25 protein-coding genes are annotated in these 25,849 nt (G+C 71.8%); 15 read left to right on the top strand and 10 right to left on the bottom strand.

The features are described from left to right. Positions 1 to 90 precede the first annotated feature (90 nt). The gene (locus ACIOC0_RS26480; RefSeq protein ID WP_402158060.1) at positions 91 to 831 is read left to right on the top strand and encodes an SDR family NAD(P)-dependent oxidoreductase; all 741 of its coding nucleotides are present in this window, start codon (positions 91 to 93) and stop codon (positions 829 to 831) included. Positions 832 to 864: 33 nt separating this feature from the next. Here the strand turns inward: ACIOC0_RS26480 and ACIOC0_RS26475 are convergent, their stop codons facing one another. Then, positions 865 to 2,001 (bottom strand): mechanosensitive ion channel family protein, encoded by a 1,137-nt coding sequence (locus ACIOC0_RS26475; RefSeq protein ID WP_402158059.1) that lies wholly within the window; start codon positions 1,999 to 2,001, stop codon positions 865 to 867. A 122-nt stretch (positions 2,002 to 2,123) separates the two neighbouring features. Here ACIOC0_RS26475 and ACIOC0_RS26470 point away from each other — a divergent pair, with 122 nt between their 5' ends. After that, the gene (locus tag ACIOC0_RS26470; protein ID WP_402158058.1) at positions 2,124 to 2,693 is read left to right on the top strand and encodes a dienelactone hydrolase family protein; all 570 of its coding nucleotides are present in this window, start codon (positions 2,124 to 2,126) and stop codon (positions 2,691 to 2,693) included. 16 nt (positions 2,694 to 2,709) lie between these two features. Here ACIOC0_RS26470 and ACIOC0_RS26465 read toward each other — a convergent pair whose 3' ends face one another. From ACIOC0_RS26465 to ACIOC0_RS26450, 4 genes are all read right to left on the bottom strand, one after another. Then, positions 2,710 to 4,392: an alkaline phosphatase D family protein gene (locus ACIOC0_RS26465; RefSeq protein ID WP_402158057.1), complete on the bottom strand. Its 1,683-nt coding sequence runs from the start codon at positions 4,390 to 4,392 to the stop codon at positions 2,710 to 2,712. 75 nt (positions 4,393 to 4,467) lie between these two features. Then, positions 4,468 to 5,280 carry a thioredoxin domain-containing protein gene (locus tag ACIOC0_RS26460; RefSeq protein WP_402158055.1) on the bottom strand — a complete coding sequence of 271 codons (813 nt, stop codon included), beginning with the start codon at positions 5,278 to 5,280 and terminating at the stop codon, positions 4,468 to 4,470. A 70-nt stretch (positions 5,281 to 5,350) separates the two neighbouring features. Then, complete coding sequence (locus ACIOC0_RS26455; protein ID WP_402158053.1) at positions 5,351 to 6,043, bottom strand: hypothetical protein; 693 nt, start codon at positions 6,041 to 6,043, stop codon at positions 5,351 to 5,353. A 91-nt stretch (positions 6,044 to 6,134) separates the two neighbouring features. After that, entirely contained in the window at positions 6,135 to 7,484 is a 1,350-nt protein-coding gene (locus ACIOC0_RS26450; RefSeq protein ID WP_402158052.1) for a DUF2252 domain-containing protein, read from the bottom strand. A 185-nt stretch (positions 7,485 to 7,669) separates the two neighbouring features. Between ACIOC0_RS26450 and dnaE the strand changes: the two genes are divergently transcribed. Then, on the top strand, positions 7,670 to 11,209 hold the full coding sequence (dnaE, locus tag ACIOC0_RS26445; RefSeq protein ID WP_402158051.1) for a DNA polymerase III subunit alpha: 3,540 nt from the start codon (positions 7,670 to 7,672) through the stop codon (positions 11,207 to 11,209). Between the two features lie 72 nt (positions 11,210 to 11,281). Here the strand turns inward: dnaE and ACIOC0_RS26440 are convergent, their stop codons facing one another. Next, positions 11,282 to 11,446: a hypothetical protein gene (locus tag ACIOC0_RS26440; RefSeq protein ID WP_165430298.1), complete on the bottom strand. Its 165-nt coding sequence runs from the start codon at positions 11,444 to 11,446 to the stop codon at positions 11,282 to 11,284. 221 nt (positions 11,447 to 11,667) lie between these two features. Here ACIOC0_RS26440 and ACIOC0_RS26435 point away from each other — a divergent pair, with 221 nt between their 5' ends. The 4 genes from ACIOC0_RS26435 (at position 11,668) to ACIOC0_RS26420 (ending at position 15,843) form a co-directional block, all read left to right on the top strand. Beyond that, the gene (locus ACIOC0_RS26435; RefSeq protein ID WP_402158049.1) at positions 11,668 to 12,888 is read left to right on the top strand and encodes an NYN domain-containing protein; all 1,221 of its coding nucleotides are present in this window, start codon (positions 11,668 to 11,670) and stop codon (positions 12,886 to 12,888) included. 312 nt (positions 12,889 to 13,200) lie between these two features. Beyond that, positions 13,201 to 14,175, top strand: coding sequence for an ABC transporter ATP-binding protein (locus tag ACIOC0_RS26430; protein WP_402158048.1), 975 nt, complete (start codon positions 13,201 to 13,203; stop codon positions 14,173 to 14,175). Positions 14,176 to 14,291: 116 nt separating this feature from the next. Beyond that, positions 14,292 to 15,116, top strand: a complete 825-nt coding sequence (locus ACIOC0_RS26425) for an ABC transporter permease (protein ID WP_402158047.1) — start codon at positions 14,292 to 14,294, stop codon at positions 15,114 to 15,116. A 34-nt stretch (positions 15,117 to 15,150) separates the two neighbouring features. After that, complete coding sequence (locus ACIOC0_RS26420) at positions 15,151 to 15,843, top strand: AAA family ATPase (protein WP_402158046.1); 693 nt, start codon at positions 15,151 to 15,153, stop codon at positions 15,841 to 15,843. Positions 15,844 to 15,875: 32 nt separating this feature from the next. Here the strand turns inward: ACIOC0_RS26420 and ybaK are convergent, their stop codons facing one another. From ybaK to ACIOC0_RS26400, 4 genes are all read right to left on the bottom strand, one after another. Further along, the gene (ybaK, locus tag ACIOC0_RS26415; protein ID WP_402158044.1) at positions 15,876 to 16,379 is read right to left on the bottom strand and encodes a Cys-tRNA(Pro) deacylase; all 504 of its coding nucleotides are present in this window, start codon (positions 16,377 to 16,379) and stop codon (positions 15,876 to 15,878) included. A 17-nt stretch (positions 16,380 to 16,396) separates the two neighbouring features. Then, positions 16,397 to 17,137: an LON peptidase substrate-binding domain-containing protein gene (locus tag ACIOC0_RS26410; RefSeq protein ID WP_351093151.1), complete on the bottom strand. Its 741-nt coding sequence runs from the start codon at positions 17,135 to 17,137 to the stop codon at positions 16,397 to 16,399. An 11-nt stretch (positions 17,138 to 17,148) separates the two neighbouring features. Beyond that, the gene (locus ACIOC0_RS26405; protein ID WP_402158043.1) at positions 17,149 to 18,186 is read right to left on the bottom strand and encodes a hypothetical protein; all 1,038 of its coding nucleotides are present in this window, start codon (positions 18,184 to 18,186) and stop codon (positions 17,149 to 17,151) included. A 132-nt stretch (positions 18,187 to 18,318) separates the two neighbouring features. Then, positions 18,319 to 19,899, bottom strand: coding sequence for an oxidoreductase (locus tag ACIOC0_RS26400; protein ID WP_402158041.1), 1,581 nt, complete (start codon positions 19,897 to 19,899; stop codon positions 18,319 to 18,321). A gap of 175 nt (positions 19,900 to 20,074) precedes the next feature. On the opposite strand from ACIOC0_RS26400, the gene hisD reads away from it, so the two are divergent. The 8 genes from hisD to hisF are packed head-to-tail and all read left to right on the top strand — an operon-like array spanning position 20,075 to position 25,770. After that, on the top strand, positions 20,075 to 21,400 hold the full coding sequence (gene hisD / locus ACIOC0_RS26395) for a histidinol dehydrogenase (RefSeq protein WP_130437246.1): 1,326 nt from the start codon (positions 20,075 to 20,077) through the stop codon (positions 21,398 to 21,400). Further along, on the top strand, positions 21,397 to 22,506 hold the full coding sequence (locus ACIOC0_RS26390; RefSeq protein WP_402158039.1) for a histidinol-phosphate transaminase: 1,110 nt from the start codon (positions 21,397 to 21,399) through the stop codon (positions 22,504 to 22,506). Before hisD ends, ACIOC0_RS26390 begins: the two co-directional genes overlap by 4 nt. Beyond that, the gene (gene hisB, locus ACIOC0_RS26385) at positions 22,503 to 23,096 is read left to right on the top strand and encodes an imidazoleglycerol-phosphate dehydratase HisB (RefSeq protein WP_132886235.1); all 594 of its coding nucleotides are present in this window, start codon (positions 22,503 to 22,505) and stop codon (positions 23,094 to 23,096) included. The genes ACIOC0_RS26390 and hisB overlap by 4 nt, the downstream gene beginning before the upstream one ends. A 2-nt stretch (positions 23,097 to 23,098) precedes the next feature. Continuing rightward, positions 23,099 to 23,263, top strand: coding sequence for a hypothetical protein (locus ACIOC0_RS26380; RefSeq protein ID WP_165430299.1), 165 nt, complete (start codon positions 23,099 to 23,101; stop codon positions 23,261 to 23,263). Further along, positions 23,254 to 23,904: an imidazole glycerol phosphate synthase subunit HisH gene (gene hisH, locus ACIOC0_RS26375; protein ID WP_402158038.1), complete on the top strand. Its 651-nt coding sequence runs from the start codon at positions 23,254 to 23,256 to the stop codon at positions 23,902 to 23,904. The genes ACIOC0_RS26380 and hisH overlap by 10 nt, the downstream gene beginning before the upstream one ends. After that, the gene (gene priA, locus ACIOC0_RS26370; RefSeq protein ID WP_402158035.1) at positions 23,901 to 24,626 is read left to right on the top strand and encodes a bifunctional 1-(5-phosphoribosyl)-5-((5-phosphoribosylamino)methylideneamino)imidazole-4-carboxamide isomerase/phosphoribosylanthranilate isomerase PriA; all 726 of its coding nucleotides are present in this window, start codon (positions 23,901 to 23,903) and stop codon (positions 24,624 to 24,626) included. Before hisH ends, priA begins: the two co-directional genes overlap by 4 nt. Continuing rightward, on the top strand, positions 24,623 to 25,018 hold the full coding sequence (locus tag ACIOC0_RS26365; protein ID WP_402158034.1) for a RidA family protein: 396 nt from the start codon (positions 24,623 to 24,625) through the stop codon (positions 25,016 to 25,018). The genes priA and ACIOC0_RS26365 overlap by 4 nt, the downstream gene beginning before the upstream one ends. Then, positions 25,015 to 25,770 (top strand): imidazole glycerol phosphate synthase subunit HisF, encoded by a 756-nt coding sequence (hisF, locus tag ACIOC0_RS26360; RefSeq protein ID WP_402158033.1) that lies wholly within the window; start codon positions 25,015 to 25,017, stop codon positions 25,768 to 25,770. Before ACIOC0_RS26365 ends, hisF begins: the two co-directional genes overlap by 4 nt. Positions 25,771 to 25,849 lie beyond the last annotated feature (79 nt).

The raw sequence follows: 25,849 nt of genomic DNA, 5'->3' as shown, positions 1-25,849 counted from the left end.
TCCCGCGGGAAGTGACCGGCGGGTTCGTTCTTCGTGGCGGGGTTGTGAACCGGCCCGGAAAGGGCCCGGGGCGACCTTATGGTCGGGGACATGGCACGCAACATTGTGATCAGTGGTGGAGGTACGGGGATCGGGCTCGCGGCGGCGCGGAGGTTCGCCGCCGACGGGGACCGGGTGCTGCTGCTCGGGCGGCGCCGGGAGGTGCTGGAGAAGGCCGGGGTGGACGGAGCGCTCACCTACGCCGCGGACCTCGCCGAGCCCGACGAGGTGCGGCAGGTGGCGCTGTTCGTCGAGGAGACCCTCGGCACGGTGGACGTGCTCGTCCACGGGGCCGGCGGGACCGGGCAACTGGAGCCGCAGCCCGACAGCGACGACCCCCTCGACCGGGTCGCGTACGAATGGAGCGTCAACTTCCGGCTCAACACCCTCACCGCGGCCCTGCTCACGGAGGCGCTGACGGACCGGCTGGCCCGGCCGGGCGGGCGGGTGCTGTTCGTCGGCTCGATCGCCGCCTACCGGGGCTCAGGCAGCGGAGCGTACGGCGGCGCCAAGGCCGCGCTGCATCCGTACGCGCACGATCTCGCCCGCCGGCTCGGACCGGAGGGCGTCACCGTGAACGTCGTCGCGCCCGGGTACGTCGAGGACACCGAGTTCTTCGGCGGGGCCATGGACGAGGAGCGGCGGGAGCGGCTCGTGGCCCAGACACTGAACGGACGCGCCGCGACGCCCGGGGACGTGGCCGCCACACTGCACTGGCTGGCCTCCCCGGGCGCCGGACACGTCACTTCGCAGATCGTGCAGGTCAACGGCGGCGCGGAGCGCGGACACTGAGGCCCCTTCAGCGCCCCTGAGCATCCCTCGGGTTCAGCGGTCCGCCCCCGACGGTTCGTGGGCGCGCCGCTGACGTGGGGGCGTCTTGTCGAGGCCCGGCGCGCCGTCGTGCGACGCCTCGCCGTGCGAGGCGCCGGGCGGCAGCGGGGCGTCCGCGGTGTTGACCCGGGGCAGCGCGTAGGGGTGCTCCTCGGTCAGCCAGCGGATCATCCGCTCGCGGACGGTGACGCGGATCGTCCAGATGTCGTCCGAGTCCTTCGCCGTCACCAGAGCCCTGACCTGCATGGTGTTCGGGGTGGTGTCGGTGACGTCCAGGCCGTAGGCGCGGCCGTCCCAGGCCGGCGACTCCCGCAGGATGTCCCGGAGCTTCTCGCGCATCGCGTCGAGCGGGGCCGAGTGGTCGACGTGCCAGTAGACGATGCCCGTCATCTGCGGTGTGCCGCGCGACCAGTTCTCGAACGGGTTGGACGTGAAGTACGACACCGGCATGGTGATCCGGCGCTCGTCCCAGGTCCGCACGGTCAGGAAGGTCAGGGTGATCTCCTCGACCGTGCCCCACTCGCCGTCCACGACCACCGTGTCGCCGATGCGCACCATGTCGCCGAAGGCGATCTGCAGCCCGGCGAACATGTTGCTGAGCGTGGACTGCGCGGCGACACCGGCGACGATGCCGAGGATTCCGGCCGAGGCCAGCAGCGAGGCGCCCGCGGCGCGGAACGCCGGGAACGTCAGCAGCATCGCCGCCGCGGCCACCACGCCGACGACGGCGGAGACCACCCGCATGATCAGCGACACCTGGGTGCGCACCCGACGCACCCGGGCCGCGTCGCGGTGCATGCGCGCGTAGCGGCTGTACGAGGTCTCGACGACGGCGCCGGCGATCCGGATCACCAGCCAGGCGGCCGCGCCGATCAGCGTCAGCGTCAGCGTCCGGCCGACCGCGTCCTGGTGATCCTGGAGCAGACGTGCCTCGTCGTACGACCCTCTGAACAACGCCGCGCACAGCACGAGCTGGTACGGGATCCGGCCACGGCGCAGCAGACCCCACAAGGGAGTTTCCGGATGCCGGTGGTCGGCTTTGGACAAAAGTCGGTCGGTGGCCCAGCCGATGAACAACGTCAGCAGGACCGAACCGCCGACCACGATCACGGGGCGGAGCAGGTTCTCCATGCCTTGGCGCGTAACCGGCTCGGCCGGACCTTGAACATGTGCCTTTTGTGAAGAGTCCCACGTGCCGTGCGGCGAGGGGCGGCTCAGGAGGCGTTGTCAGTGGCGGCTGGCACCATGGCCTCATGAACATCATGCTCTTCCATTCGACCTATGGACTGCGCCCCGCGGTGCGTGCTGCGGCGGACCGGCTGCGTGCCGCCGGGCACGAGGTGTGGACCCCGGACCTGTTCGACGGACAGACGTTCGACACGGTCGAGGAGGGCATGGCCCACAACGAGGCCATCGGCAAGGACGAGCTGCTGAGGAGAGCGGTCCTGGCCGCCGCGCCCTACTCCGACCGGGGCCTGGTCTACGCCGGGTTCTCGCTCGGCGCGTCCGTCGCGCAGACCCTCGCCCTCGGTGACGCCAAGGCGCGCGGTCTGCTGCTCCTGCACGGCACCTCCGACCTCGCGCCGAACGCCTCGGTGGACGAGCTGCCGGTGCAGCTGCACGTGGCGGAGCCTGACCCGTTCGAGCCGGACGACTGGCTGAGCGCCTGGTACCTGCAAATGGGCCGCGCGGGCGCCGACGTGGAGGTCTACCGGTACGCGGGGGCCGGCCACCTCTACACCGACCCCGACCTCCCCGACTACGACGCGGAGGCCGCCGAGGCCACCTGGCGGGTGGCGCTCGGCTTCCTCGACACGCTGTAGCGGCCGTGGCCCGCCGTCACACGGGGTCGTACGTCCGCTCGACCTTCTGCGTGCCGCTGCGCGTGCGGTACGAGCGGGACCACGCGGAGGCCGCGTCGGCCCGGGTGCGGTCGGACAGGACGTAGTAGTCCATCTGCGCGCGCTCGGCGGTGATGTCCAGCACGCCGTAGCCGTGCCGGTCGGTGTCCACCCAGTGGACGTGGCGGTTGGTGGCCTGGACCAGCGGCGCGGCGACCGCGGCGACGGTGCCCTCGGGGACCTTGGCGATGTCGTCGAGGTTGTCGGAGGTCACCGAGGTGACCACGAACTCCGTGGCGGCCGAGGCCGACAGCGGGTAGGTCCCGGCGTCCACCGGCACGTCGTTGGCCCAGGCCATGTGGATGTCGCCGGTGAGGAAGACGGTGTTGCGGATGGCGTTGGACCGCAGATGGGCGAGGATTTCGCGGCGGTCGTCGGTGTAGCCGTCCCACTGGTCGGTGTTGAGGGCCAGCCCCTCCTGGGGCAGGCCGAGCAGCTTGGCGAGCGGCCTGAGCAGGGACGCGGGGAGCGCGCCGAGGGCCAGCGGCGAGATCATCACGGAGTTGCCGACGAGCCGCCAGGTGGTGTCGGACGCCGTCAGCCCCGCCTTGAGCCAGTCGAGCTGGGCCCGGCCGGTGAGCGTGCGCTCCGGGTCGTCGACGTCGCCGTCACCGAACTTGACCTGCTGGGAGCGGAAGGAGCGCAGGTCCAGCAGGGAGAGGTCGGCGAGCTTGCCGAAGCGCAGCCGGCGATAGGTGGTGCCGGCGAGTGCGGGGCGGACCGGCATCCACTCGAAGTAGGCCTGCTTGGCGGCCGCCTGACGGCTCGTCCAGCTGCCCTCCGCGCCCTCGGTGTGGTTCTCCGCGCCGCCCGACCAGGTGTCGTTGGCGAACTCGTGGTCGTCCCAGATGGCGATGACCGGCGCCTTGGCGTGCAGCGCCTGCAGGTCGGGGTCCGTCTTGTACCGGGCGTGCCGGATGCGGTAGTCGGCGAGGGTGAGGATCTCGTGCGTGGGCGCGTGGGGCCGTACGACGGTGCCGCGCGCGCAGTACTGGCCGGTGCCGTACTCGTAGATGTAGTCGCCGAGGTGCAGCCAGGCGTCGAGGTCGCCGCGAGCGGCGAGATGGCGGTAGGAGGAGAAGTAGCCGGCCTCCCAGTTGGCGCAGGAGACCACGCCGAAGCGCAGGTTCGCCACCGGCGCCTGGGCCGCCGGCGCGGTGCGGGTGCGCGCCGCCGGCGAGTCGGTCCCGCCGGCCGAGAAGCGGAACCAGTAGTCGGTGGCCGGGGCGAGGCCGCGCACGTCTGCCTTGACGGTGTGGTCGGAGGCGACGGTCGCGGTCACCGTGCCCTTGGCCACGACGCGCGTGAGCGCCCTGTCCTCGGCGACGACCCACTCGACCTCGGTGTCCGGGCCGAGCCCGGAGCCGGGTGTCGCCTCGGCGGTGGGCGTCACCCTCGTCCACAGCAGGATCCCGTCGGGCAGCGGGTCCCCGGAGGCGACGCCGTGCAGGAAGGCCGGGGTCTGTGCGGCGGCCCGGGCGGGCAGCGCGGCGGCGAGCGGCCCGGCCAGCACGGCGGTGGCGGCCGCGGCCTTGACGACCGTGCGGCGACGCGGGGCGAGGGAGGCGGCGCCGTCAACGGGCGCGGAGGAGCTGTCAGTTGATCTGTATCGACTGGTCACAGGCGATCAGATTACTGACCAGTACGCCGAAGAGCGGGCGAACTGCCGAAAGTTCGCCCGCTCTTGGTTTGTGCGTCAGCCCTTGAGGGCCTTGGTGAGCGCCGTGTTGAAGTCCGCGACCGTCATCGGCGCGTTCTTGCCGTCCGGGCCGGTCATCGTCTTGCCGTCCATCTTCAGCGTCGGCGTGCCCCTCACCCCGCTGTCGTCGAACGTCTTGGACATCTCCAGGGCCCACTTGTCGAAGGTGCCGTTCTTCACGGCGTCCTGGAACTTCTTGTTGCCCTTCAGGGAGGGAACGGTGTCCGCCACCTTGATCAGGTAGCTGTCGTCCTTGAACTTGTCGTCGCTCTCCTCGGGGTGGTACTTCGCCGAGTAGAGCGCGGTCTTGTACTCCAGGAACGCTTCCGGGCCGACGTTCAGCGCGGCGCCCAGGGCGCTCAGTCCGTTCTTGGAGCCCTCGCCGCCGAGGCCGTTGTCGAGGAAGGTGGCGCCGACGAACTGGATCTTGTACTTGCCGGCGTCGTAGTCGGCCTTGACCGTCGCGCCGACGGTCTGCTCGAACTGGGCGCAGACCGGGCAGCGCGGGTCCTCGTACATGGTGAGGGTGTTCTTGGCGCTGCTCTTGCCCAAGACGACGGTCGTGCCGTTCTCGCCGGTGGTGTTGGCCGGCTTGACCAGCTTGGCGTCCTTGGCCTCTTCCCAGTAGCCCGGCTTGTTGGCCTGGACGACGGCGTAACCTATGCCGCCGGCCACCGCCAGCACGCCGACGGCCGACAGGGCCACGATGACCTGTCGCTTGACCTTGGCCCGCTTGGCCTCGCGCTCGCGTTCGACGCGCAGCCGCTCCCGCGCCGCAGTCTTCGCCGCCTGGGTGTTCCGCTTGCTCATATGGGTGTTCTCCTGTGGGACGCGCACGACAGGGGTGCGCGGAATACGTGTAGGGGGGACGTGGTCGTGCTCAGACGAGGGCGGCCCGGCGCGGTGGGCCGCGGAGTCCCAGGGAGTGCACGAGGATCCGCTCGCGGGCGGTGGCCGCACGGTGCGCGGGCCGCGGCAGGCGGCGGGCCGCCGGGGCACGTCGTGCGGTCACGGCGGAGACGGCCAGCAGCAGCGGCCGGAACGTCGTCGCGGCGGCCGCCCGCAGCAACTGGGCCAGCGCCCGCTCGCCCCGGCGCAGATAGGCGGCGGCGACGGAACCGACGACGACATGGGCGCCGAGAAGCAGCCAGGCGGTGGCCGGGTCGGCGTGCGCGAGCACCCCGCCCAGCCTGTCGGGGTCGGCGCCGGCGACCTGGGCCAGCGGTGCGCCGACGCGGGTGCCGTCGCCGCACAGCACGTCCCAGCCGACGGAGGCCAGCGGGCCGGCGACGGGGCCGCCCGCCCGGCCGTAGCAGACGTGCTGGCCGGTGGTGAACACCGTGTCCGCCGCCAGCTCCAGCGGGATCAGCAGCGCGGCGATCCGCCCGAAGCCGCGCTCGCGGCCGGCGAGGGCGTAGGCCAGGGCGAACACGGCGGCCGCGACGGCGGCCACCGTGTTGAGCGGCAGCGGGACCCGGGACAGCAGGACGTGCGACGCGGTGCTGAGCGTCACGACGAAGGCCGTGAACAGCGCCGCGCGTACGGCTCTGAGTCGGGTCCCGGATATGTCCATGGCGCTGGAAAGTGTGTCACGCGGTGCGGTAAGGGACCGCTAAAGGGTCCCCGGCGGAGCCCTATTCGTTATGGACGCGACAGGACTTCCGTCACAGCCCGGGGATCCGGCCGTTGCGGAACAGGTCGACGAAGATCTGGTGGTCCGCACGCGCGCGTGCGCCGTACGCGTGCGCGAAGTCGACCAGGAGCGGCGCGAAGCCGTCCTCGTCGGCCGCGATGGCCGCGTCGATCGCCCGCTCGGTGGAGAACGGCACCAGCGACTCGCCGGAGGTGTCGTCCGCCGCCGCGTGCATCGTGGCCGTGGCCCGGCCCAGGTCGGCGACGACGGCCGCGATCTCCTCCGGGTCGTCGATGTCGCCCCAGTCGAGGTCCACCGCGTACGGCGAGACCTCGGCGACCAGCTGGCCCGCCCCGTCCAGCTCGGTCCAGCCCAGCCACGGGTCCGCGTGCGCCTGCAGGGCGCGCTGGGAGATCACCGTGCGGTGGCCCTCGTGCTGGAAGTAGTCGCGGATGGCCGGATCGGTGACATGACGGGAGACCGCCGGGGTCTGGGCCTGCTTGATGTAGATCACGACGTCGTTCTCCAGGGCGTCGCTGTGACCCTCCAGCAGGATGTTGTACGACGGCAGGCCCGCCGAGCCGATGCCGATGCCCCGGCGGCCCACGACGTCCTTCACCCGGTAGGAGTCCGGGCGGGCCAGGGACGTTTCCGGCAGCGTCTCCAGATAGCCGTCGAAGGCCGCCAGCACCTTGTAGCGCGTGGCCGCGTCCAGCTCGATGGCGCCGCCGCCGGGCGCGAAGCGGCGCTCGAAGTCGCGGATCTCGGTCATCGATTCGAGCAGCCCGAAGCGGGTCAGGGAGCGCGCCACCCGCAGCGCGCCGAGCAGCGGGCCGTCGGCCGTGTCCAGTGTGAACGGGGGCACCTCGTCGCGCTTGGCGCCGCCGGCCAGCGCGTGCACGCGCTCGCGGTACGCGTCCGCGTACACCTCCACCAGTTCGGTGATCTGCTCGTCCGAGAGCGCCTTCGCGTACCCGATGAGCGCGATGGAGGCGGAGAACCGCTTCAGGTCCCAGGTGAACGGGCCGACGTACGCCTCGTCGAAGTCGTTGACGTTGAAGATCAGACGGCCCTGGGAGTCCATGTAGGTGCCGAAGTTCTCCGCGTGCAGATCGCCGTGGATCCACACGCGCGAGGTGCGCTCGTCCAGGTACGGACCGGTGAACTCCCGGCCGGCGCCACGCCCGGGGTTCTCCCGCTCCAGGTCGTGGTAGAAGAGGCAGGCCGTGCCCCGGTAGAAGGCGAAGGCCGACGCGGCCATCTTCCGGAACTTCACGCGGAACGCGGCCGGGTCGGCGGCCAGGAGCGCGCCGAAGGCGGTGTCGAAGACGGCGAGGATCTCCTCGCCGCGAGGCTCGTCGTTGAGCTGCGGAACCGACATCGCGGGGTGCCTCCTGGTGCATGACATGGACGACAGCGTCTCTGTCGTCCGGCAACGTGCGGCCGCGCGCGGAAGTGCCCGCGACCCGCTGAGAAGGTACGCGGGCGAGCCGCCGGAGTGTCACCGCCGAGGCATAGACTTCGACGCTGTCCCCCCTGCCGAGTTTTCCGCCTGGAGGCCGAGCCGTGTCAAAGCCGCCGTTCACGCACCTGCACGTCCACACCCAGTACTCGCTGCTGGACGGTGCCGCGCGGCTCAAGGACATGTTCGAAGCGTGCAACGAGATGGGCATGACCCACATCGCGATGTCCGACCACGGCAACCTGCACGGGGCGTACGACTTCTTCCATTCCGCGAAGAAGGCCGGGGTCACCCCGATCATCGGCATCGAGGCCTATGTCGCGCCCGAGTCGCGCCGTAACAAGCGCAAGATCCAGTGGGGCCAGCCGCACCAGAAGCGCGACGACGTGTCGGGTTCGGGCGGTTACACGCACAAAACGATCTGGGCGGCCGACGTGACGGGCCTGCACAACCTCTTCCGGCTCTCCTCGGACGCCTACGCCGAGGGCTGGCTGCAGAAGTGGCCCCGCATGGACAAGGAGACCATCTCCCAGTGGTCGGAGGGCCTCATCGCCTCCACCGGCTGCCCCTCGGGGGAGCTCCAGACCCGGCTGCGCCTCGGCCAGTTCGACGAGGCGCTGAAGTCGGCCGCCGAGTACCAGGACATCTTCGGCAAGGACCGCTACTTCCTGGAGTTGATGGATCACGGCATCGAGATCGAGCACCGGGTCCGCGACGGTCTGCTGGAGATCGGCAAGAAGCTCGGCATCCCGCCGCTGGTCACCAACGACTCGCACTACACGTACGCGCACGAGGCGGGGGCGCACGACGCGCTGCTGTGCATCCAGACCGGCAAGAACCTCTCCGACCCCGACCGCTTCCGGTTCGACGGCACCGGCTACTACCTGAAGTCCACGGAGGAGATGTACGCCATCGACTCCTCGGACGCCTGGCAGGAGGGCTGCCGCAACACGCTCCTGGTGGCCGAGCAGATCGACACCTCCGGGATGTTCGAGGCCAAGAACCTCATGCCCAAGTTCGACATCCCGGAGGGCTACACCGAGGTCACCTGGTTCAAGGAGGAGGTCCGCCGCGGCATGGAGCGCCGCTTCCCCGGCGGCATCCCCGAGGACCGCCAGAAGCAGGTCGAGTACGAGATGGACGTCATCATCCAGATGGGGTTCCCGGGGTACTTCCTCGTCGTCGCGGACTTCATCATGTGGGCCAAGAACAACGGCATCGCGGTCGGCCCCGGCCGAGGCTCCGCCGCCGGCTCGATCGTCGCCTACGCCATGGGCATCACCGACCTCGACCCGATCCCGCACGGTCTGATCTTCGAGCGCTTCCTCAACCCCGAGCGCGTCTCCATGCCCGATGTCGACATCGACTTCGACGAGCGCCGGCGCGTCGAGGTGATCCGGTACGTGACCGAGAAGTACGGCGCCGACAAGGTCGCCATGATCGGCACCTACGGCAAGATCAAGGCCAAGAACGCCATCAAGGACTCCGCGCGCGTGCTGGGCTACCCGTACGCGATGGGCGACCGCCTCACCAAGGCGATGCCCGCGGACGTCCTCGGCAAGGGCATCGACCTCAACGGCATCACCGACCCCTCGCACCCCCGCTACAGCGAGGCGGGCGAGATCCGCTCGATGTACGAGAACGAGCCGGACGTGAAGAAGGTCATCGACACCGCCAAGGGCGTCGAGGGCCTGGTCCGGCAGATGGGCGTCCACGCCGCCGGCGTGATCATGTCCAGCGAGACCATCACCGAGCACGTCCCCGTGTGGGTGAGGCACACCGACGGCGTGACCATCACCCAGTGGGACTACCCGAGCTGTGAGTCGCTCGGCCTGCTGAAGATGGACTTCCTCGGCCTGCGCAACCTCACGATCATGGACGACGCCGTCAAGATGGTGAAGTCCAACAAGGGCGTCGACCTGGAGCTGCTGAGCCTCCCGCTCGACGACCCCAAGACCTTCGAACTGCTCCAGCGTGGCGACACCCTAGGCGTCTTCCAGTTCGACGGCGGCCCCATGCGTTCGCTGCTGCGGCTGATGAAGCCCGACAACTTCGAGGACATCTCCGCCGTCTCCGCGCTCTACCGTCCGGGCCCGATGGGCATGGACTCGCACACCAACTACGCGCTGCGCAAGAACAAGCTCCAGGAGATCACCCCGATCCACCCCGAGCTGGAGGAGCCCCTCCGGGAGGTCCTGGACGTCACCTACGGCCTGATCGTCTACCAGGAGCAGGTGCAGAAGGCCGCCCAGATCATCGCCGGCTACTCGCTCGGCGAGGCCGACATCCTCCGCCGAGTCATGGGCAAGAAGAAGCCCGAGGAACTGGCGAAGAACTTCGTCCTCTTCCAGAAGGGCGCCCGCGAGAAGGGCTACAGCGACGAGGCCATCCAGGCGCTGTGGGACGTGCTGGTCCCGTTCGCCGGCTACGCGTTCAACAAGGCGCACTCCGCCGCGTACGGCCTGGTCTCGTACTGGACCGCCTACCTGAAGGCGAACTACCCCGCCGAGTACATGGCGGCGCTGCTCACCTCGGTCAAGGACGACAAGGACAAGTCCGCGATCTACCTCAACGAGTGCCGCCGCATGCGCATCAAGGTGCTCCCGCCGAACGTCAACGAGTCCATGTCCAACTTCGCCGCCCAGGGCGACGACGTGATCCTCTTCGGCCTCTCCGCCGTGCGCAACGTCGGCACCAACGTCGTCGAGTCGATCATCAAGTGCCGCAAGGCGAAGGGGAAGTACAGCTCCTTCCCCGACTACCTCGACAAGGTCGAGGCGGTCGTCTGCAACAAGCGCACCACGGAGTCGCTGATCAAGGCCGGCGCCTTCGACACGATGGGGCACACCCGCAAGGGCCTCACCGCGCAGTACGAACCGATGATCGACAACGTGGTCGCGGTCAAGCGCAAGGAGGCCGAGGGGCAGTTCGACCTCTTCGGCGGCATGGGCGAGGAGCAGAGCGACGAGCCCGGCTTCGGCCTCGACGTGCAGTTCACCGACGACGAGTGGGACAAGACGTACCTGCTCGCGCAGGAGCGCGAGATGCTCGGCCTGTACGTCTCCGACCACCCGCTGTTCGGCCTGGAGCACGTGCTGTCCGACAAGGCCGACGCGGGCATCTCCCAGCTCACCGGCGGCGACTTCGGCGACGGTGCGGTCGTCACCATCGGCGGCATCATCTCCGGTCTCCAGCGCAAGATGACCAAGCAGGGCAACGCCTGGGCGATCGCCACCGTCGAGGACCTCGCGGGCTCCATCGAGTGCATGTTCTTCCCCGCCACCTACCAGCTCGTGTCGACCCAACTCGTCGAGGACGCCGTCGTCTTCGTCAAGGGGCGCCTCGACAAGCGGGAGGACGTGCCGCGGCTGGTCGCGATGGAGCTCCAGGTCCCCGACCTGTCCAACGCGGGCACCAACGCGCCCGTGGTGCTCACCATCCCGGCGGTGAAGGTCACCCCGCCGATGGTCAGCCGCCTCGGCGAGATCCTCAGCCACCACAAGGGCGACAGCGAGGTCCGCATCAAGCTCCAGGGACCCACCAAGACGACGGTGCTGCGCCTGGACCGGCACCGGGTCAAGCCCGACCCGGCGCTCTTCGGCGACCTGAAGGTGCTGCTCGGCCCGTCCTGCCTGGCCGGCTGACCGCGGCGCGGTCGCGCTGACACACCGAGGGGCGCATCCGGCAACGGATGCGCCCCTCGGTGTGTGAAGGCGTCAGTTGTGGCCGAAACGCTTCTGCCGGCCCTTGTGCGCCGAGTCGCCGGGTGTCGGCTGCGCGAGGTGCGGTTCGCTCTGCGTCTCCAGGGAGGGCTGCTGGGCCTCCTGCCGACCGCGCTGGGACTGGGGCTGCTTACGCTCACGGTTCTTGTTCTTGGCCATGGGGATCTGCCTCCTTCGAGGGTTGGGGCCAGGGCCGCGACCAGATTCACATAGCTCGACTTACACCGCATGTCGGATAATTACCGTCTGTGACAGGCTCGGTCGGAGCGTCCCGCCCCGAAACGCCACGCCGAAGATCGAGTTCGGGCCGTTAACCCCTGCGCCGTCGGGCAGACTCGAAGCAAGCCCGAAGCAAACCTCCCGGAAAGAGGGTGAGTCGTGTGGACCGCTGCATCGTCCTGGTGGACGCCGGGTATCTGCTGGGGGCCGCCGCGAGTCTCCTCGCCGGGGAGCCTTCGCGGTCCCGCATCACCGTCGACCACTCCGCGCTCATTCAGGGACTGCGCGAACAGGCCGAGTCCGACACGGAACGCCCCCTCCTGCGCATCTACTGGTTCGACGGCGCTCCCGACCGCGTCCCGCAGCCCGAGCACCGCCGGCTGCGCGTGATGCCCCGGGTCACCGTCCGCCTGGGCGCCCTGACCCGCAGCGACGGCCGTTGGGCACAGAAGGGCGTCGACGCCGCCATGCACGCCGAGCTGACCGAACTGGCCCGCAACCGCGCCTGCTCCGACGTCGTGCTGGTCACCGGGGACGGCGATCTGCTGCCCGGCATGATGGCCGCCAAGGAGCACGGAGTCGCCGTCCACCTGTGGGCCGTCCAGGCCGCCGACGGCGACTACAACCAGTCCGAGGACCTGGTCGCCGAGGCCGACGAGCGGCGTGTGCTGGACCGTACGTGGATCACCAAGGCCGTCCGCGCCAAGGACCACGGCGGCGTCTGCGCGCCCCCGCCCGCGCCCCGGCCCGAGATCGCCGCGATCCTCTCCGCGCCGCTGCCCGACTCCGGCCTCGCCCCCGCCGGCGAGCGGCCCCCCGAGGAGGGCGAGCGCGCGCCCGCGCCCCCGGCCTCCGGCAACGGCACGCAGGAACGCCTCCCCACGCCGAAGGGCGTTCCCACCCCCAAGGACCTCGCCGCACTGCGCGCCCCCGGCGCCCAGACCGTCCAGCACCCCCCGACGGCGACCCTGCGCTGGTCCTCCGACAAGGGCTGGGTCGACCGGCCCGGCGTCGCCGCCGAACCCGCCGAGGCCTCCTCCATGCCGACGCTCGCCCAGCTCACCACGGCCGAGCAGCGGTGGGCCGACCGCGAGGAGGACATCACCACCGTCGGCGGCGACCCCTTCGAGGTCGGGCAGGTCTTCGCCCGGCGCTGGACGGACCGCCTCGGCGACCAGAGCCATCTGCAGAAGCTGTCCGGCATGTACCCGCGCATCCCCCACCGCGTCGACGGCGAACTCCTGCGCTACGCGGCCCGCTTCGGCCTGCTCGCCCACAAGGACGACCAGATCGACGAACACGACCGCTACGCCATCCGTGCGGGCTTCTGGAGAGAGGTCGACATCCGCACCGCAGCAGAACGAACCCCGGCCACCGACTGAACGACGCACCGCGCACGGGCGACCCGGCTCGTCGGGAGTTGTGCGGGGTGGGTTGAACGCCGGGCGGCGGCCGCAGCGGATGGCAGGGAGCCGGCTGAGTGGCGTGGTGCGCCGGCGCGGGCCGGTCCCGGCGCGGCGCCGACTCCGGGGAGCACGGGGTGACCTGACCCGTTGGGTGTCGTGCGGGGGTGGGGGAATGCCCCGGAGGGGGTGGCTGGATGCCCCCGAGGGGGAGTGGGGGGTGCGGACCCCGTAGTCTCGTCCCTTGTGAGTACGCGCGCGGCATCGGCACCTCGGCACCGGCATGAGGTCGTGTGTGCCGTGCGCGACCTGACCAAGACCTACTCGGCGGTGCGCGGGCGGCGCGGATCCCCCGCCACGCCGGAGGTCCGCGCCACCGACGACGTACGGCTGGAGGTCCGGCGCGGCGAGATCTTCGGGCTGCTCGGGCCGAACGGAGCCGGCAAGTCCACCCTCGTCCGCCAGGTCACCGGGCTGATGCGCCCCGATACGGGCAGCGTGGAGATCCTCGGCCACGACATCGTGCGCCACCCCGAGCGGGCCGCCCGCCTCCTCGCCTACCTGGGCCAGGAGTCCACCGCGCTCGACGACCTCACCGTCTCCCTCGCCGCCGAGACCACCGGACGCCTGCGCGGTCTCGACGTGGGGCAGGCCCGCCGCGAGCGCGACGACGTCCTCGACGAACTCGGGCTCACCCCGCTCGCCGGACGGCCGCTGCGCAAACTCTCCGGCGGACAGCGCCGGCTGGCCTGTTTCGCGACCGCCCTGGTGGGGGAGCGGCCCCTGCTGGTGCTGGACGAGCCGACCACCGGCATGGACCCCGTAGCCCGGCGCGCCGTGTGGTCCGCGGTGGACCGGCGGCGCGCCGAGCGTGGGACCACCGTCCTGCTCGTCACCCACAACGTCATCGAGGCCGAGACCGTCCTGGACCGGGTCGCCGTCCTCGACCGGGGCCGCGTCATCGCCTGCGACACGCCGTCCGGGCTGAAGGAACGCGTCGCCGGCGAGGTGCGGGTGGAACTGGTGTGGCGGGAGCGGCCCCCGCTGGACGTGCCCGAGGTCGCCGCGCTGCGCGAGCGGGCGCTGGAGGCCGGGCGCCGCTGGACGCTGCGGCTGGCCCCCGAGGAGGCCCGCGCGATCGTCGCCACCGTCACCGGCGGGGCCGCCTTCGCTGCCCTGGACGACTTCACCCTCGCCACGCCGAGCCTGGAGGACGTCTACCTGGCGCTGGGCGGGGCCGCCCGCCAAGGGCTGGTGAGGGTGTGAGCGCACAGGCCGCCGGCACCGGCGCCACGGCGACCGGGTTGAGCACGACAGTCACGACATCCGTACCGAACAGGACGACTGACGGAGTGGACTTTCGAGAGGGAGAGCAGCGCGACGTGAGTGTCGTACCCGCAGAGGTTCTGCCGAACGGCGTCCTCGCCGTGGACGGGCAGCCGGCCTGGGAGGCGGCCGAGCTCGGCCCGCGGGCCCGGCTGTGGCCGTCGCTCGCGGCCGTCTACCGGGCGCAGCTGTCCCGCGCGCGCGTGGCGCGCATCCCGCTGCTGTTCGTGGCCACCTTCCAGTCCGTCGGCATCCTGATCATGATGCGCGGGGTCGTCGACGGCGGGCGCGAGGCGCAGGCCGTGGTCGCCGGCTCGGCGGTCCTCGTCGTCGCCTTCGTGGCGCTGAACCTGCTCGCGCAGTACTTCGGCCAGCTGCGGGCGAGCGGGGGCCTGGACCACTACGCGACGCTCCCGGTGCCGCCCGCGGCGGTCGTCCTGGGCGCGGCGGGCGCGTACGCGTCCTTCACCGTCCCGGGGACGCTGGTGACGGCCCTCTTCGGCTGCGCGCTGTTCGGGCTGCCGGTGGCCCACCTGTGGGTGCTGGCGCTGGTGATCCCGCTCGCGGGCGCCGCGCTGTCCGGGCTCGGCGCGGCCTTCGGGCTGCTCGCGCCCCGGCCCGAGCTGGCCACCGTGCTCGGCCAGCTCGGCATGTCCGCGGCGCTGCTGCTCGGCGTGCTGCCGCCCGACCGCATGCCGGAAGCGGTCCGTTTCGCCCGTGACCTGCTGCCCTCCACCTACGGCGTCGAGGCCTTCGCGCGGACCTTCCGGACGAGCCCCGACTGGGCCTTCGTCATCGGCGACCTCGCGGTGTGCGCCGCTGTCGGCGTCGTCTCGCTGGCCGTCGCGACCTGGGCGTACCGTCGGGCCGCCGTCCGATGACGCGCCCCACCGGGTCGCCTGGCACGATGTCAGGGTGACCGCACCGCTGACTCCCCCTCCGCCTCCGCACGACCCGTCCGCGCACGAGGCCTGGCCCCCGCCGGGCGCACACCCGGGGTATCCGGGCGCGGCGGCCCCCGCCTCGTACGGGCAGGACGGGCCGGGCATGAAGACCGAGCTGCGGGAAGCCGCCGTGGTCACCGTCGCGGTCACGGTCGCCGGCCTGGTCCTCGGACTGCTGTGGGTGTGGCTCGCGCCGCGGCTGCCTCTGGTCGGCGGCGTGCTGGACGGCCGCTGGGTGGTCTACCCGGCCGACGCCGAGGGCGAACAGGCCGCGGGCGCGGACGGGACGTTCACGCTGCTGGCGCTGGCCTGCGGCGCGCTGAGCGCGCTCGCGGTCTTCCTGTGGCGGCGGCGTGGCGGCGTGCCGCTGGTCGTCGCGCTGGCCGTCGGAGGCTTCCTCGCCTCGCTCGTGGCGTGGCGGCTCGGGATATGGCTGGGCCCGGCCCAGGACGTCATCGCGTCCGCGAAGGCGGCGGGCCAGGGGAAGACGTTCTCCGGCCCGCTGAAGCTCACCGCGAAGGGTGCCTGGCTGGCCTGGCCGGTGGCCGCACTCCTGGTCCACCTGGCCCTCACCGCCCTGTTCGGTCCCCGTGACCCCGAGCCGTACCCCCAGGCGCCGCCCCCGAAGACCCCCGACGGCGGTCCCGCCCAGCCGGCCGAGTAGCGCTCAGCCCCGCCGCCGGGGCCCCGCTTCGGTCACGTGCGGCCGATCGGCGCCAGCACCGCATCGGTGAGTTCGGCGAGCGCGGTGGGGGACAGCTCGACCTCCAGGCCCCGCCGGCCCGCCGAGACGCACACGGTGGCGTGGGCCTTCGCCGAGTCGTCGAGCACCGTGGGCAGCCGCTTGCGCTGGCCCAGGGGCGAGATCCCGCCGCGCACATAGCCCGTGGTGCGCTCAGCGAGCGCCGGGTCCGCCATGGCCGCGCGCTTGCCGCCGACCGCCGAGGCGAGCGCCTTCAGATCCAGCGAGCCCGCTACGGGGACCACCGCGACGGTCAGCGCGCCGTCGACGTCCGCGACGAGGGTCTTGAAGACCCGGTCGGGTGAGACGCCCATCGCCTCGGCCGCCTCCTCGCCGTAGGAGGGGTGGGCCGGATCGTGGTCGTAGGAGTGGACCGTGAAGTCCACGCCCGCGGCCGTCAGGGCCACCGTGGCGGGTGTGCCGCCGGCCTGCTGGGTCTTCTTGGCCTTCTTCGCCATGCCTGCCTTTCCGTCCGTCAGTTCAGGCTCGTCGGCGCGCGTGTCAGCTCGGCGGCGGGCAGCGAGGGCAGGCTGCGCAGGATCGCCGTCTCCGCGCGCAGCAGCTCCAGCTCGTCGCGCAGCCGGGAGGCTGTGTCCGGGGCCTGGAGCAGCCGCTGCTTGGCCGGGGTGTCCAGCATCATCGCGGCGGCCACCAGGTACGACACCACCGACGGCTCGTCCGGGAGGTCCGTGCCCGTGGCCAGCGAACGCTCACGTGCTCCCGCCAGCCGCTTCTGGTACTGGCGGAAGGCCCGCAGCACGCCCTCCGCGAGCGTGCCCGCCTCGTCGCCCTGCTCCTCCGGCAGCTCCTCCAGCTCCGCCGTCAGGAACGCCCCCGACGCCTCCACCGACACCAGCCGCGCCCGGGTCGTCCCGGTCGCCAGCACCTCGAAGGTGCCGTCGGCCCGCTCCCGGATCGTCGCCGCGTCGGCCACGCAGCCCACGCCGTGGAACGCCCGCGCCGGGTCCTCGCCGAAGCCGGCCGCGGGCCCCCGCTGGGGGGTGGCCGTCGGGTCGGGCATGCCGGGGGAGCTGGGCGCCACTTCGTGGCCGTCGCGAATGGCGACGACGGCGAAGCGGCGCGGTTCCTCCTCGGGCGTCTTCAACAAGTCGCGCATCAGGGCGCGATAGCGCTCCTCGAAGACGTTGAGCGGAAGGACTAGCCCCGGGAACAGCACCGAGTTCAGGGGAAAGAGCGGCAGCCGGACGGTGGTCACGGCGCAGAAGCCTAGTGGTCCCGGGGGCGCGCGTGTTCCCCGTGCCCACCGAGTGGATGCCCCGACGGCTGCCCGGAGGGTCCCGCGATCACGCCCTCGCGCACCGCGAGGAAGTGTCCCAGCGGGTCGTCCGACAGCCGGCCCCAGGGGAAGGACGTGGCGTACGGGCCGATCAGGCGCAGCTGGGCGAGGGCGTCGTCGCGTCGGCCGAGGCGGACCAGGACATACGTCAGGAGGTTGCGGATCTCGGCCGTCCACGGGTCGGCGGCGGGGAAGCGCGCCGACAGGACGGCGGCCCGGTCCGCGGCGTCGTCGAGCCGGGCGCGCGGCACCTCGGGACCACAGCCGTCGGTCAGGTACGCGAAGGCCGCGCGGACCGGCATCGCCTGGAGGAGCGAGTGCGCGGGGGCGTCCTGCGCGGCCCGGTCGGCGAAGTCGAAGCACTCGCGGTGCGAGCCGTGCCAGGACTCGGCGAGATAGCGCTTGGCGGCCACATGGCAGCCGTAGTGGTGCGGGGCGCGCCGCACGGCGGCCTCCCACAGCTCGCCGAAGTACTTGTGGCCGGCGCGGGTGCCGCGCGCGTGGTCCAGCGCGATCCGCCACGGCACCGGGTCGCGGACGTCGGCCTGCGCGGCCGCCGTGATCAGCGGGCTCACCTCGCGCAGCAGCTCGGTGCGGGCCGGCGACGGCCAGGCGCGGGTCACCGCGAGCTGGGCGGCCACGAGCAGGACGTCGGGGTCGCGCGGCGCGGCGGCACGCCACTCCTCGAACCATTCGGGGCGCGAGCACGCGAAGGACGCGAGGCGGGTCGCGTAGCGGTCGCGGTACTCCCAGTCGGCCCGGTCGCGGGTGTCGGCCAGGAGCGCGGCGGCGGCCTCGTACGTGCCGAGCCCGGCCGCGACCAGCGCGGGTCCGAGACGGTCGTCGGGCGCGTCGAGGAGCACCTCGTCGTCGGCGGGGAGCCCTGCGAGGAGGTGGGGGGCGAGGGTTCGCGCGCGCCGGGACGCGACCGTCCGGGGGGCACGGATGAAGGGGGGCAGCAGAGCCATGGTTTCGCTATTGAAAAGCCGCGACTGCTGGATGCGCCAGAGGGCGACGGCAACCTCTAGAAAGTTGTACGACCTCGGGTCAAGGGAAGGTAAAACTGCGCCCCGGTGGTGACGCCGCAGGCCAGGGCGGGGTCAACCGCGCCGGAGCAGCCGTGTCGCCCCCGCCGCCACCGTCGTGGCCAGGATCCAGCCCAGCAGGATCATCGCCGCCTGGAGCCACTGCCAGCCGCCGTTCAGACGCCACTGACCGGTCTGGCCGAGGTCGATCACCGGCAGCAGCAGATCCAGGGTGAACAGAGCAGGGTTGTACGGCGGGTGCCCCTGCGGGTTCACCGGCGGATGGTCGGCGTGCGCGAACGCGAGCGAACCCGCGGCCCACAGCACCGCCATCCACACCGCGGCCCGGCCCGGCCGGTACCCGTAGGCGACGGCCCAGTCCTGCACGTACCCCCACAGCTTCGCCGCCGGCGGAAGCGTCTCGCGCCGCCTGCGCTGCTTGGCCAGCAGCACCTCGCGCGCGTCCTCGTCCTCACCGCCGGCCCGCAGCACCGCCGCCAGCCGCTCGTACGGCTCCGGCTGGTACTCGGCGGTCGCCGCCGCCACCCACTCCAGCCGCTCGGCCAGCGGAAACGGACCCTGCGGCACCAGATTCTCGTAAGCGAAGCCGCCCATGTGCAGACGCCCCGGGCCCGGCCAGGCGGCCGCGCGGTCCACCAGGTTGACCACCCGCGCCCCCGACAGCACCACTTTGCCCCGCTGCGGCTTCTCCCCCAGGAAACGCAGTTCGGGCGTCTGCACCCGGCGCAGCGACAGCTCCTGCTCGTCGGTGAGGTCGAAACGGGCCCGCTCCAGGTCGACGGCGTCCCCGAACCGCCCGTCGTCCAGCCGCACCCCGCCCCGGCACTCGAAGCGCTGGACGCGCGTCCCGCGCGCGGGGGTCGTCCCGCTGAGCGCCGTGCCGCCCACGCCCGCCGGCGTCAGATAGACCGAGCGCTCCACGGTCAGCTGCGGCGCGTTCAGCGCGAACCGGGTGTACGGGTTCGTCAGCCGGGCCCCGCGCAGACTCAGCGACACGCCGATCTTGGCGCTGCGCAGCCGCAGCTCACCGTGCGACTCCAGCAACTCGGCCTGGAGGTCCTGGCCGACGGTCAGACCGTCGGCGGCGATCGAGCGCCCGGTGCGGTCGCGGTAGACGATCGCCTGGTTGAGCAGCAGATCGGTGCCTATGTGCGCGTCGGTGAGCCGCACCCCGTTGTGGAAGCGGCAGCGCGGCAGATGCAGATCGCCCTCCGTCTGGAGCCGGGCCGCCTCCAGCCGGGGCACCGAGCAGTCCACCATCCGCAGCGTCGTCACCCGCGCCTCCGGAAGCAGCACGTCCCGCTCGAACCGGCAGCGTTCCAGCTCGACGTACGGCTCCACCGTGCCGCCCGCCAGGTCGAGCGTGCCGCTGATCCGCACGCCGGTCAGTTTCAGCGAGGACACCCGGCCCGCGAGCGCGGTCGGCCCCGCCAGCAGCAGCCAGGCCACGATCCGCGCCCGCACCGTGCGTTCCTCGCCCCACGGATGGCCCCCGTGCGGATCGTCGACGACCGCCTCGCCGCTGCTCAGGTCGTACACACTGCCGTTGCGGAAGGCCTCCCACATGCCCGCCTCGGCGGCGGTCAGATCCTCCGGCACGTCCTGCCCGGCGTGCACGCCGGCCCCCTCGGTCACGCTGTCGTGTCCCTCCTGCTGCTCACGGCTCACGGTCCCCGCGCAACCCGTTGATGCCCGCCCCGCCACCGCATGACGCTACGGCTGAGGGGGATCTTCCGGATCCGGCCACGTTCTGTATCAGCCATTGATACGCGCGGACGCCCCCCGATTCCGGTCTGAGACAATTGACGACGTGCTCTCCCGAATCGATCTGCGCGGCGACGCCCTCCCCGAGGGCCCCGCCCTGCGCGACCTGCTGCCCCGAGCCGACTTCGACGTCTCGGCCGCCCTGGAGAAGGTGCGCCCGATCTGCGAGGCCGTGCATCATCGGGGCGACGCGGCACTGATCGACTTCGCCGAGAAGTTCGACGGGGTCCGCCTCGACCAGGTGCGGGTGCCCGCCGAGGCCCTCAAGCGCGCGCTGGAGGAACTCGACCCGGCGGTGCGCGCGGCCCTGGAGGAGTCCGTCCGCCGCGCCCGCCTCGTCCACCGCGCACAGCGCCGCGAGACGCACACCACCCAGGTCGTGCCGGGCGGCACCGTGACCGAGAAGTGGGTCCCCGTGGACCGCGTCGGGCTGTACGCGCCCGGCGGGCGGTCGGTCTACCCGTCCTCCGTGGTGATGAACGTCGTCCCGGCCCAGGAGGCCGGCGTCGGGTCCATCGCGCTCGCCTCCCCGGCGCAGGCCGACTTCGGCGGCCTGCCCCACCCGACGATCCTCGCCGCGTGCGCCCTGCTCGGCGTCGACGAGGTGTACGCCGCGGGCGGCGCGACCGCCGTCGCGATGTTCGCGCACGGCACCGAGTCCTGCCCGCCCGCGAACATGGTCACCGGCCCCGGCAACATCTGGGTCGCCGCCGCCAAGCGCTACTTCACCGGCAAGATCGGCATCGACGCCGAGGCCGGCCCGACCGAGATCGCGGTCCTCGCCGACTCCACGGCCGACCCGGTGCACGTCGCCGCCGACCTCATCAGCCAGGCGGAACACGACCCGCTGGCCGCCGCCGTGCTGGTCACCGACTCCGTCGAGCTGGCGGACGCGGTCGAGAAGGAACTGCAGCCGCAGGTCGCGGCCACCCGGCACATCGACGACCGGATCGTCCCCGCCCTCGAGGGCCGGCAGTCCGCGATCGTCCTCGTCGACGGCGTCGAGGAGGGCCTGCGGGTCGTCGACGCCTACGGCGCGGAGCACCTGGAGATCCAGACCGCCGACGCGGCCGCCGTCGCCGCCCGGGTGCGCAACGCCGGCGCGGTCTTCGTCGGCCCCTGGGCCCCGGTCTCCCTCGGCGACTACGCCGCCGGCTCCAACCACGTCCTGCCCACCGGCGGCTGCGCCTGCCACTCCTCCGGTCTGTCCGTGCAGTCCTTCCTGCGCGGCATCCACATCGTCGACTACACGCGCGAGGCGCTGGCCGACGTCGCGCACCACGTGGTCACGCTGGCGGAGGCGGAGGACCTGCCGGCGCACGGCGCGGCGATCAAGGCAAGGTTCGGCTGGAAGGTACCGACGAGCAAGTGAACCTCGGAATCGACGATCTTCCCGTACGGGACGAGCTGCGCGGCAAGTCCCCCTACGGAGCGCCCCAGTTGGACGTCCCCGTACGGCTGAACACCAACGAGAACCCCTACCCGCTGCCCGAGCCGCTGGTCGAGCGGATCGCCGAGCGGGTGCGCGAGGCCGCCCGGGACCTCAACCGCTACCCGGACCGCGACGCCGTCGAACTGCGCACCCGGCTCGCCGAGTACCTCACCGACACCTCCGGGTACGAGGTCGGGCTCGCCAACGTGTGGGCGGCCAACGGCTCCAACGAGGTCATCCAGCAACTGCTGCAGACCTTCGGCGGGCCCGGCCGGAGCGCGATCGGCTTCGAGCCGTCGTATTCCATGCACGGCCTCATCGCGCGCGGCACCGGCACCGGCTGGATCTCCGGCCCGCGCCACGACGACTTCACCATCGACGTCGCCGCCGCGCGGCAGGCGATCGCAAAGCACCGGCCCGACGTCGTCTTCGTCACCACCCCCAACAACCCCACCGGCACCGCCGTCCCGGCCGAGACCGTCCTCGCCCTGTACGAGGCGGCGCAGGCCGCCAAACCGTCCATGGTGATCGTGGACGAGGCGTACATCGAGTTCAGCCACGGCGACTCGCTGCTGCCGCTGCTCCAAGACCGGCCGAATCTCGTCGTCTCCCGCACGATGTCCAAGGCCTTCGGCGCGGCCGGACTGCGCCTCGGCTACCTCGCCGCGCACCCGGCCGTCGTGGACGCCGTGCAGCTGGTCCGGCTGCCCTACCACCTGTCGGCCGTCACGCAGGCGACCGCCCTGGCCGCGCTGGAGCACACCGGCACACTGCTGAAGTACGTCGAGCAGCTGAAGGGGGAGCGGGACCGCCTGGTCAGCGAACTGCTGGGCCTCGGCTACGAGGTGACCGCCTCGGACGCCAACTTCGTGCAGTTCGGCCGGTTCGACGACGCCCACGCCGTCTGGCGGAAGATCCTCGACCGGGGCGTCCTGGTCCGGGACAACGGCGTGCCCGGGTGGCTGAGGGTCACCGCCGGCACGCCCGAAGAGAACGACGCGTTCCTCGACGCGGTCCGGGAGATCAAGAAGGAGCAGGGTTCATGACTCGCGTTGGACGCGTGGAGCGTACGACCAAGGAGACGTCCGTCCTGGTCGAGATCGACCTCGACGGCACCGGGAAGACAGACATCGCCACCGGCGTCGGCTTCTACGACCACATGCTCGACCAGCTCGGCCGGCACGGTCTGTTCGACCTCACCGTCAAGACGGACGGCGACCTGCACATCGACTCCCACCACACCATCGAGGACACCGCGCTCGCGCTCGGCGCCGCCTTCCGGCAGGCCCTCGGCGACAAGGTGGGCATCTACCGCTTCGGCAACTGCACGGTCCCGCTGGACGAGTCCCTCGCCCAGGTCACCGTCGACCTCTCCGGCCGCCCCTACCTCGTGCACACCGAGCCCGAGAAGATGGCGCCGATGATCGGCGAGTACGACACCACCATGACCCGGCACATCCTGGAGTCCTTCGTCGCCCAGGCGCAGATCGCGCTGCACGTGCACGTGCCCTACGGGCGCAACGCGCACCACATCGTGGAGTGCCAGTTCAAGGCGCTGGCCCGGGCCCTGCGCTACGCGTCCGAGCGGGACCCGCGCGCGGCGGGCATCCTCCCGTCCACGAAGGGCGCGCTGTAGGCATGACCGGACTGTCCACCCTGCTGATCGTCGTCGGCCTCTTCCTCGCCGGCGGCGTCTATTCCTTCGTCAAGCAGCAGATGCCCAAGAGCCTCATCGTGCTGCTCTCCATCGGCGCCGCGATGTGCCTCGTCGCCGGCGTCATGCGGCTGGAGGTGTGGAGTTGAGCACCGCGAGCAAGAAGGTCGTGGTCTTCGACTACGGCTTCGGCAACGTCCGTTCCGCCGAGCGCGCCCTCGCGCGCACCGGGGCCGAGGTGGAGATCACCCGTGACTTCGACACCGCGATGAACGCCGACGGGCTGCTGGTGCCGGGCGTCGGCGCCTTCGCCGCCTGCATGAAGGGCCTGCGCGAGGCGCGTGGCGACTGGATCGTGGACCGCCGACTGTCCGGCGGGCGCCCGGTGATGGGCATCTGCGTCGGCATGCAGATCCTGTTCGCGCGCGGCATCGAACACGGCGTGGAGACCGAGGGCCTCGACGAGTGGCCCGGCTCGGTCGAGCCGCTCCAGGCCGAGATCGTCCCGCACATGGGCTGGAACACCGTCGACGCGCCCACCGACTCCGAGCTCTTCGCCGGCCTGGACGCCGACGCCCGCTTCTACTTCGTGCACTCCTACGCCGTCCACGACTGGTCCCTGGAGGCGCACAACCCGGCGATGCGGGCGCCCAAGGTGACCTGGTCGACGCACGGCAAGCCGTTCGTGGCCGCCGTGGAGAACGGCGCCCTGTGGGCCACGCAGTTCCACCCCGAGAAGTCCGGCGACGCCGGAGCCCAGCTCCTCACCAACTGGATCGGAACCCTGTGAGCAAGCTCGAACTCCTCCCCGCCGTCGACGTTCGCGACGGCCAGGCCGTCCGCCTGGTCCACGGCGAGTCCGGCACCGAGACCTCCTACGGCTCCCCGCTGGAGGCCGCCCTCGCCTGGCAGCGGTCCGGCGCCGAGTGGCTGCACCTGGTCGACCTCGACGCCGCGTTCGGCACGGGCGACAACCGCGAGCTGATCGCGGAGGTCGCCGAGGCGATGGACATCAAGGTGGAGCTGTCCGGCGGCATTCGCGACGACGACACCCTCGCCGCCGCCCTCGCCACCGGCTGCACCCGGGTCAACCTGGGCACGGCCGCCCTGGAGACCCCCGAGTGGGTCGCCAAGGTCATCGCCGAGCACGGCGACAAGATCGCCGTCGGTCTCGACGTACGCGGCACGACCCTGCGCGGCCGGGGCTGGACCCGCGACGGCGGCGACCTCTACGAGACGCTGGAGCGCCTCAACGCGGAGGGCTGCGCGCGGTACGTCGTCACCGACATCGCCAAGGACGGCACCCTCCAGGGACCGAACCTGGAACTGCTGAAGAACGTGTGCGCCGCTACCGACCGCCCCGTGGTGGCCTCCGGCGGCGTGTCGTCCCTCGACGACCTGCGCGCCATCGCCGAACTCGTGCCGCTCGGTGTCGAGGGATCGATCGTCGGCAAGGCGCTCTACGCGAAGGCGTTCACCCTGGAAGAGGCCCTGGAGGCGGTGTCCAAGTGAGCGATCTGCGACGCGTCACCACCGGCGCGCCCTGGGAGGACACCTTCGGGTACTCCCGAGCCGTGGAACTGCCGAGCGGCCTGGTGCTCGTCTCCGGGTGCACCTCGATAGTGGACGGACAGATCGCCGGGGGCGGTCCGTACGAGCAGACCGTCAACGCCTTCAACGTCGCCCTCTCGGCCCTGGCGGAGCTGGGCCTCGGGCGGGACGACGTGGTGCGCACGCGCATGTACCTCACCCACGCGCGGGACGTGGAGGAGGTCGGACGCGCGCACAAGGAGCTGTTCGACGCCGTCCGCCCCGCCGCATCGATGATCATCGTCTCCGGCCTCGTGGACCCGAGCCTGGTCGTCGAGGTCGAGGTGGAGGCATTCCGAGGAGCCCCCGCATGACCCTGGCCGTGCGAGTCATCCCCTGCCTGGACGTCGACAACGGCCGGGTCGTCAAGGGCGTCAACTTCCAGAACCTGCGCGACGCGGGCGACCCCGTCGAGATGGCCAAGGTGTACGACGCCGAGGGCGCCGACGAGCTGACGTTCCTGGACATCACCGCCTCCTCGGGCAACCGCGAGACCACCTACGACGTGGTGCGCCGCACCGCCGAGCAGGTGTTCATCCCGCTCACCGTCGGCGGCGGGGTGCGCACCCCGGAGGACGTCGACAAGCTGCTGCGGGCCGGCGCGGACAAGGTGGGCGTCAACACCGCCGCGATCGCCCGCCCGGACCTGATCCGCGAGATCGCCGAGCGTTTCGGCCGCCAGGTGCTGGTCCTCTCGGTCGACGCCCGCCGCACCGCCTCCGGCTCCTTCGAGGTGACCACCCACGGCGGCCGCAAGGGCACCGGCATCGACGCCGTCGAGTGGGCGCACCGGGCGGCCGAACTGGGCGCGGGCGAGATCCTGCTGAACTCGATGGACGCCGACGGCACGAAGGACGGCTACGACCTGGAGATGATCGCCGCCGTCCGCAAGCACGTCACCCTCCCGGTGATCGCCTCCGGCGGCGCCGGCCGCCTCACCGACTTCCCCCCGGCCGTCGAAGCGGGCGCGAACGCGGTCCTGGCGGCGTCGGTCTTCCACTTCGGAGACCTCCGCATCAACGAGGTCAAGCAGTCCCTCCGCGAAGCGGGCCACCCGGTCCGCTGACACTCATGAGTGAGCCCCGGCCACCAGGTGGCCGGGGCTCACTCATGGGACGGCGACCGCCTCCCAGCCGGCCGACCGG

It is taken from the genome of Streptomyces sp. NPDC088254 (assembly GCF_044740925.1).
Lineage (GTDB): Bacteria > Actinomycetota > Actinomycetes > Streptomycetales > Streptomycetaceae > Streptomyces.
This window is presented reverse-complemented; position numbering and strand designations above follow the sequence as displayed.

Coding starts and splice junctions, on each gene's coding strand:
- ACIOC0_RS26480 (WP_402158060.1), top strand. CDS start 91: ATGGCACGCAACATTGTGATCAGTGGTGGAGGTACGGGGATCGGGCTC.
- ACIOC0_RS26475 (WP_402158059.1), bottom strand. CDS start 2,001: ATGGAGAACCTGCTCCGCCCCGTGATCGTGGTCGGCGGTTCGGTCCTG.
- ACIOC0_RS26470 (WP_402158058.1), top strand. CDS start 2,124: ATGAACATCATGCTCTTCCATTCGACCTATGGACTGCGCCCCGCGGTG.
- ACIOC0_RS26460 (WP_402158055.1), bottom strand. CDS start 5,280: ATGAGCAAGCGGAACACCCAGGCGGCGAAGACTGCGGCGCGGGAGCGG.
- ACIOC0_RS26455 (WP_402158053.1), bottom strand. CDS start 6,043: ATGGACATATCCGGGACCCGACTCAGAGCCGTACGCGCGGCGCTGTTC.
- ACIOC0_RS26450 (WP_402158052.1), bottom strand. CDS start 7,484: ATGTCGGTTCCGCAGCTCAACGACGAGCCTCGCGGCGAGGAGATCCTC.
- ACIOC0_RS26440 (WP_165430298.1), bottom strand. CDS start 11,446: ATGGCCAAGAACAAGAACCGTGAGCGTAAGCAGCCCCAGTCCCAGCGC.
- ybaK (WP_402158044.1), bottom strand. CDS start 16,379: ATGGCGAAGAAGGCCAAGAAGACCCAGCAGGCCGGCGGCACACCCGCC.
- ACIOC0_RS26405 (WP_402158043.1), bottom strand. CDS start 18,186: ATGGCTCTGCTGCCCCCCTTCATCCGTGCCCCCCGGACGGTCGCGTCC.
- hisB (WP_132886235.1), top strand. CDS start 22,503: ATGACTCGCGTTGGACGCGTGGAGCGTACGACCAAGGAGACGTCCGTC.
- ACIOC0_RS26380 (WP_165430299.1), top strand. CDS start 23,099: ATGACCGGACTGTCCACCCTGCTGATCGTCGTCGGCCTCTTCCTCGCC.
- hisF (WP_402158033.1), top strand. CDS start 25,015: ATGACCCTGGCCGTGCGAGTCATCCCCTGCCTGGACGTCGACAACGGC.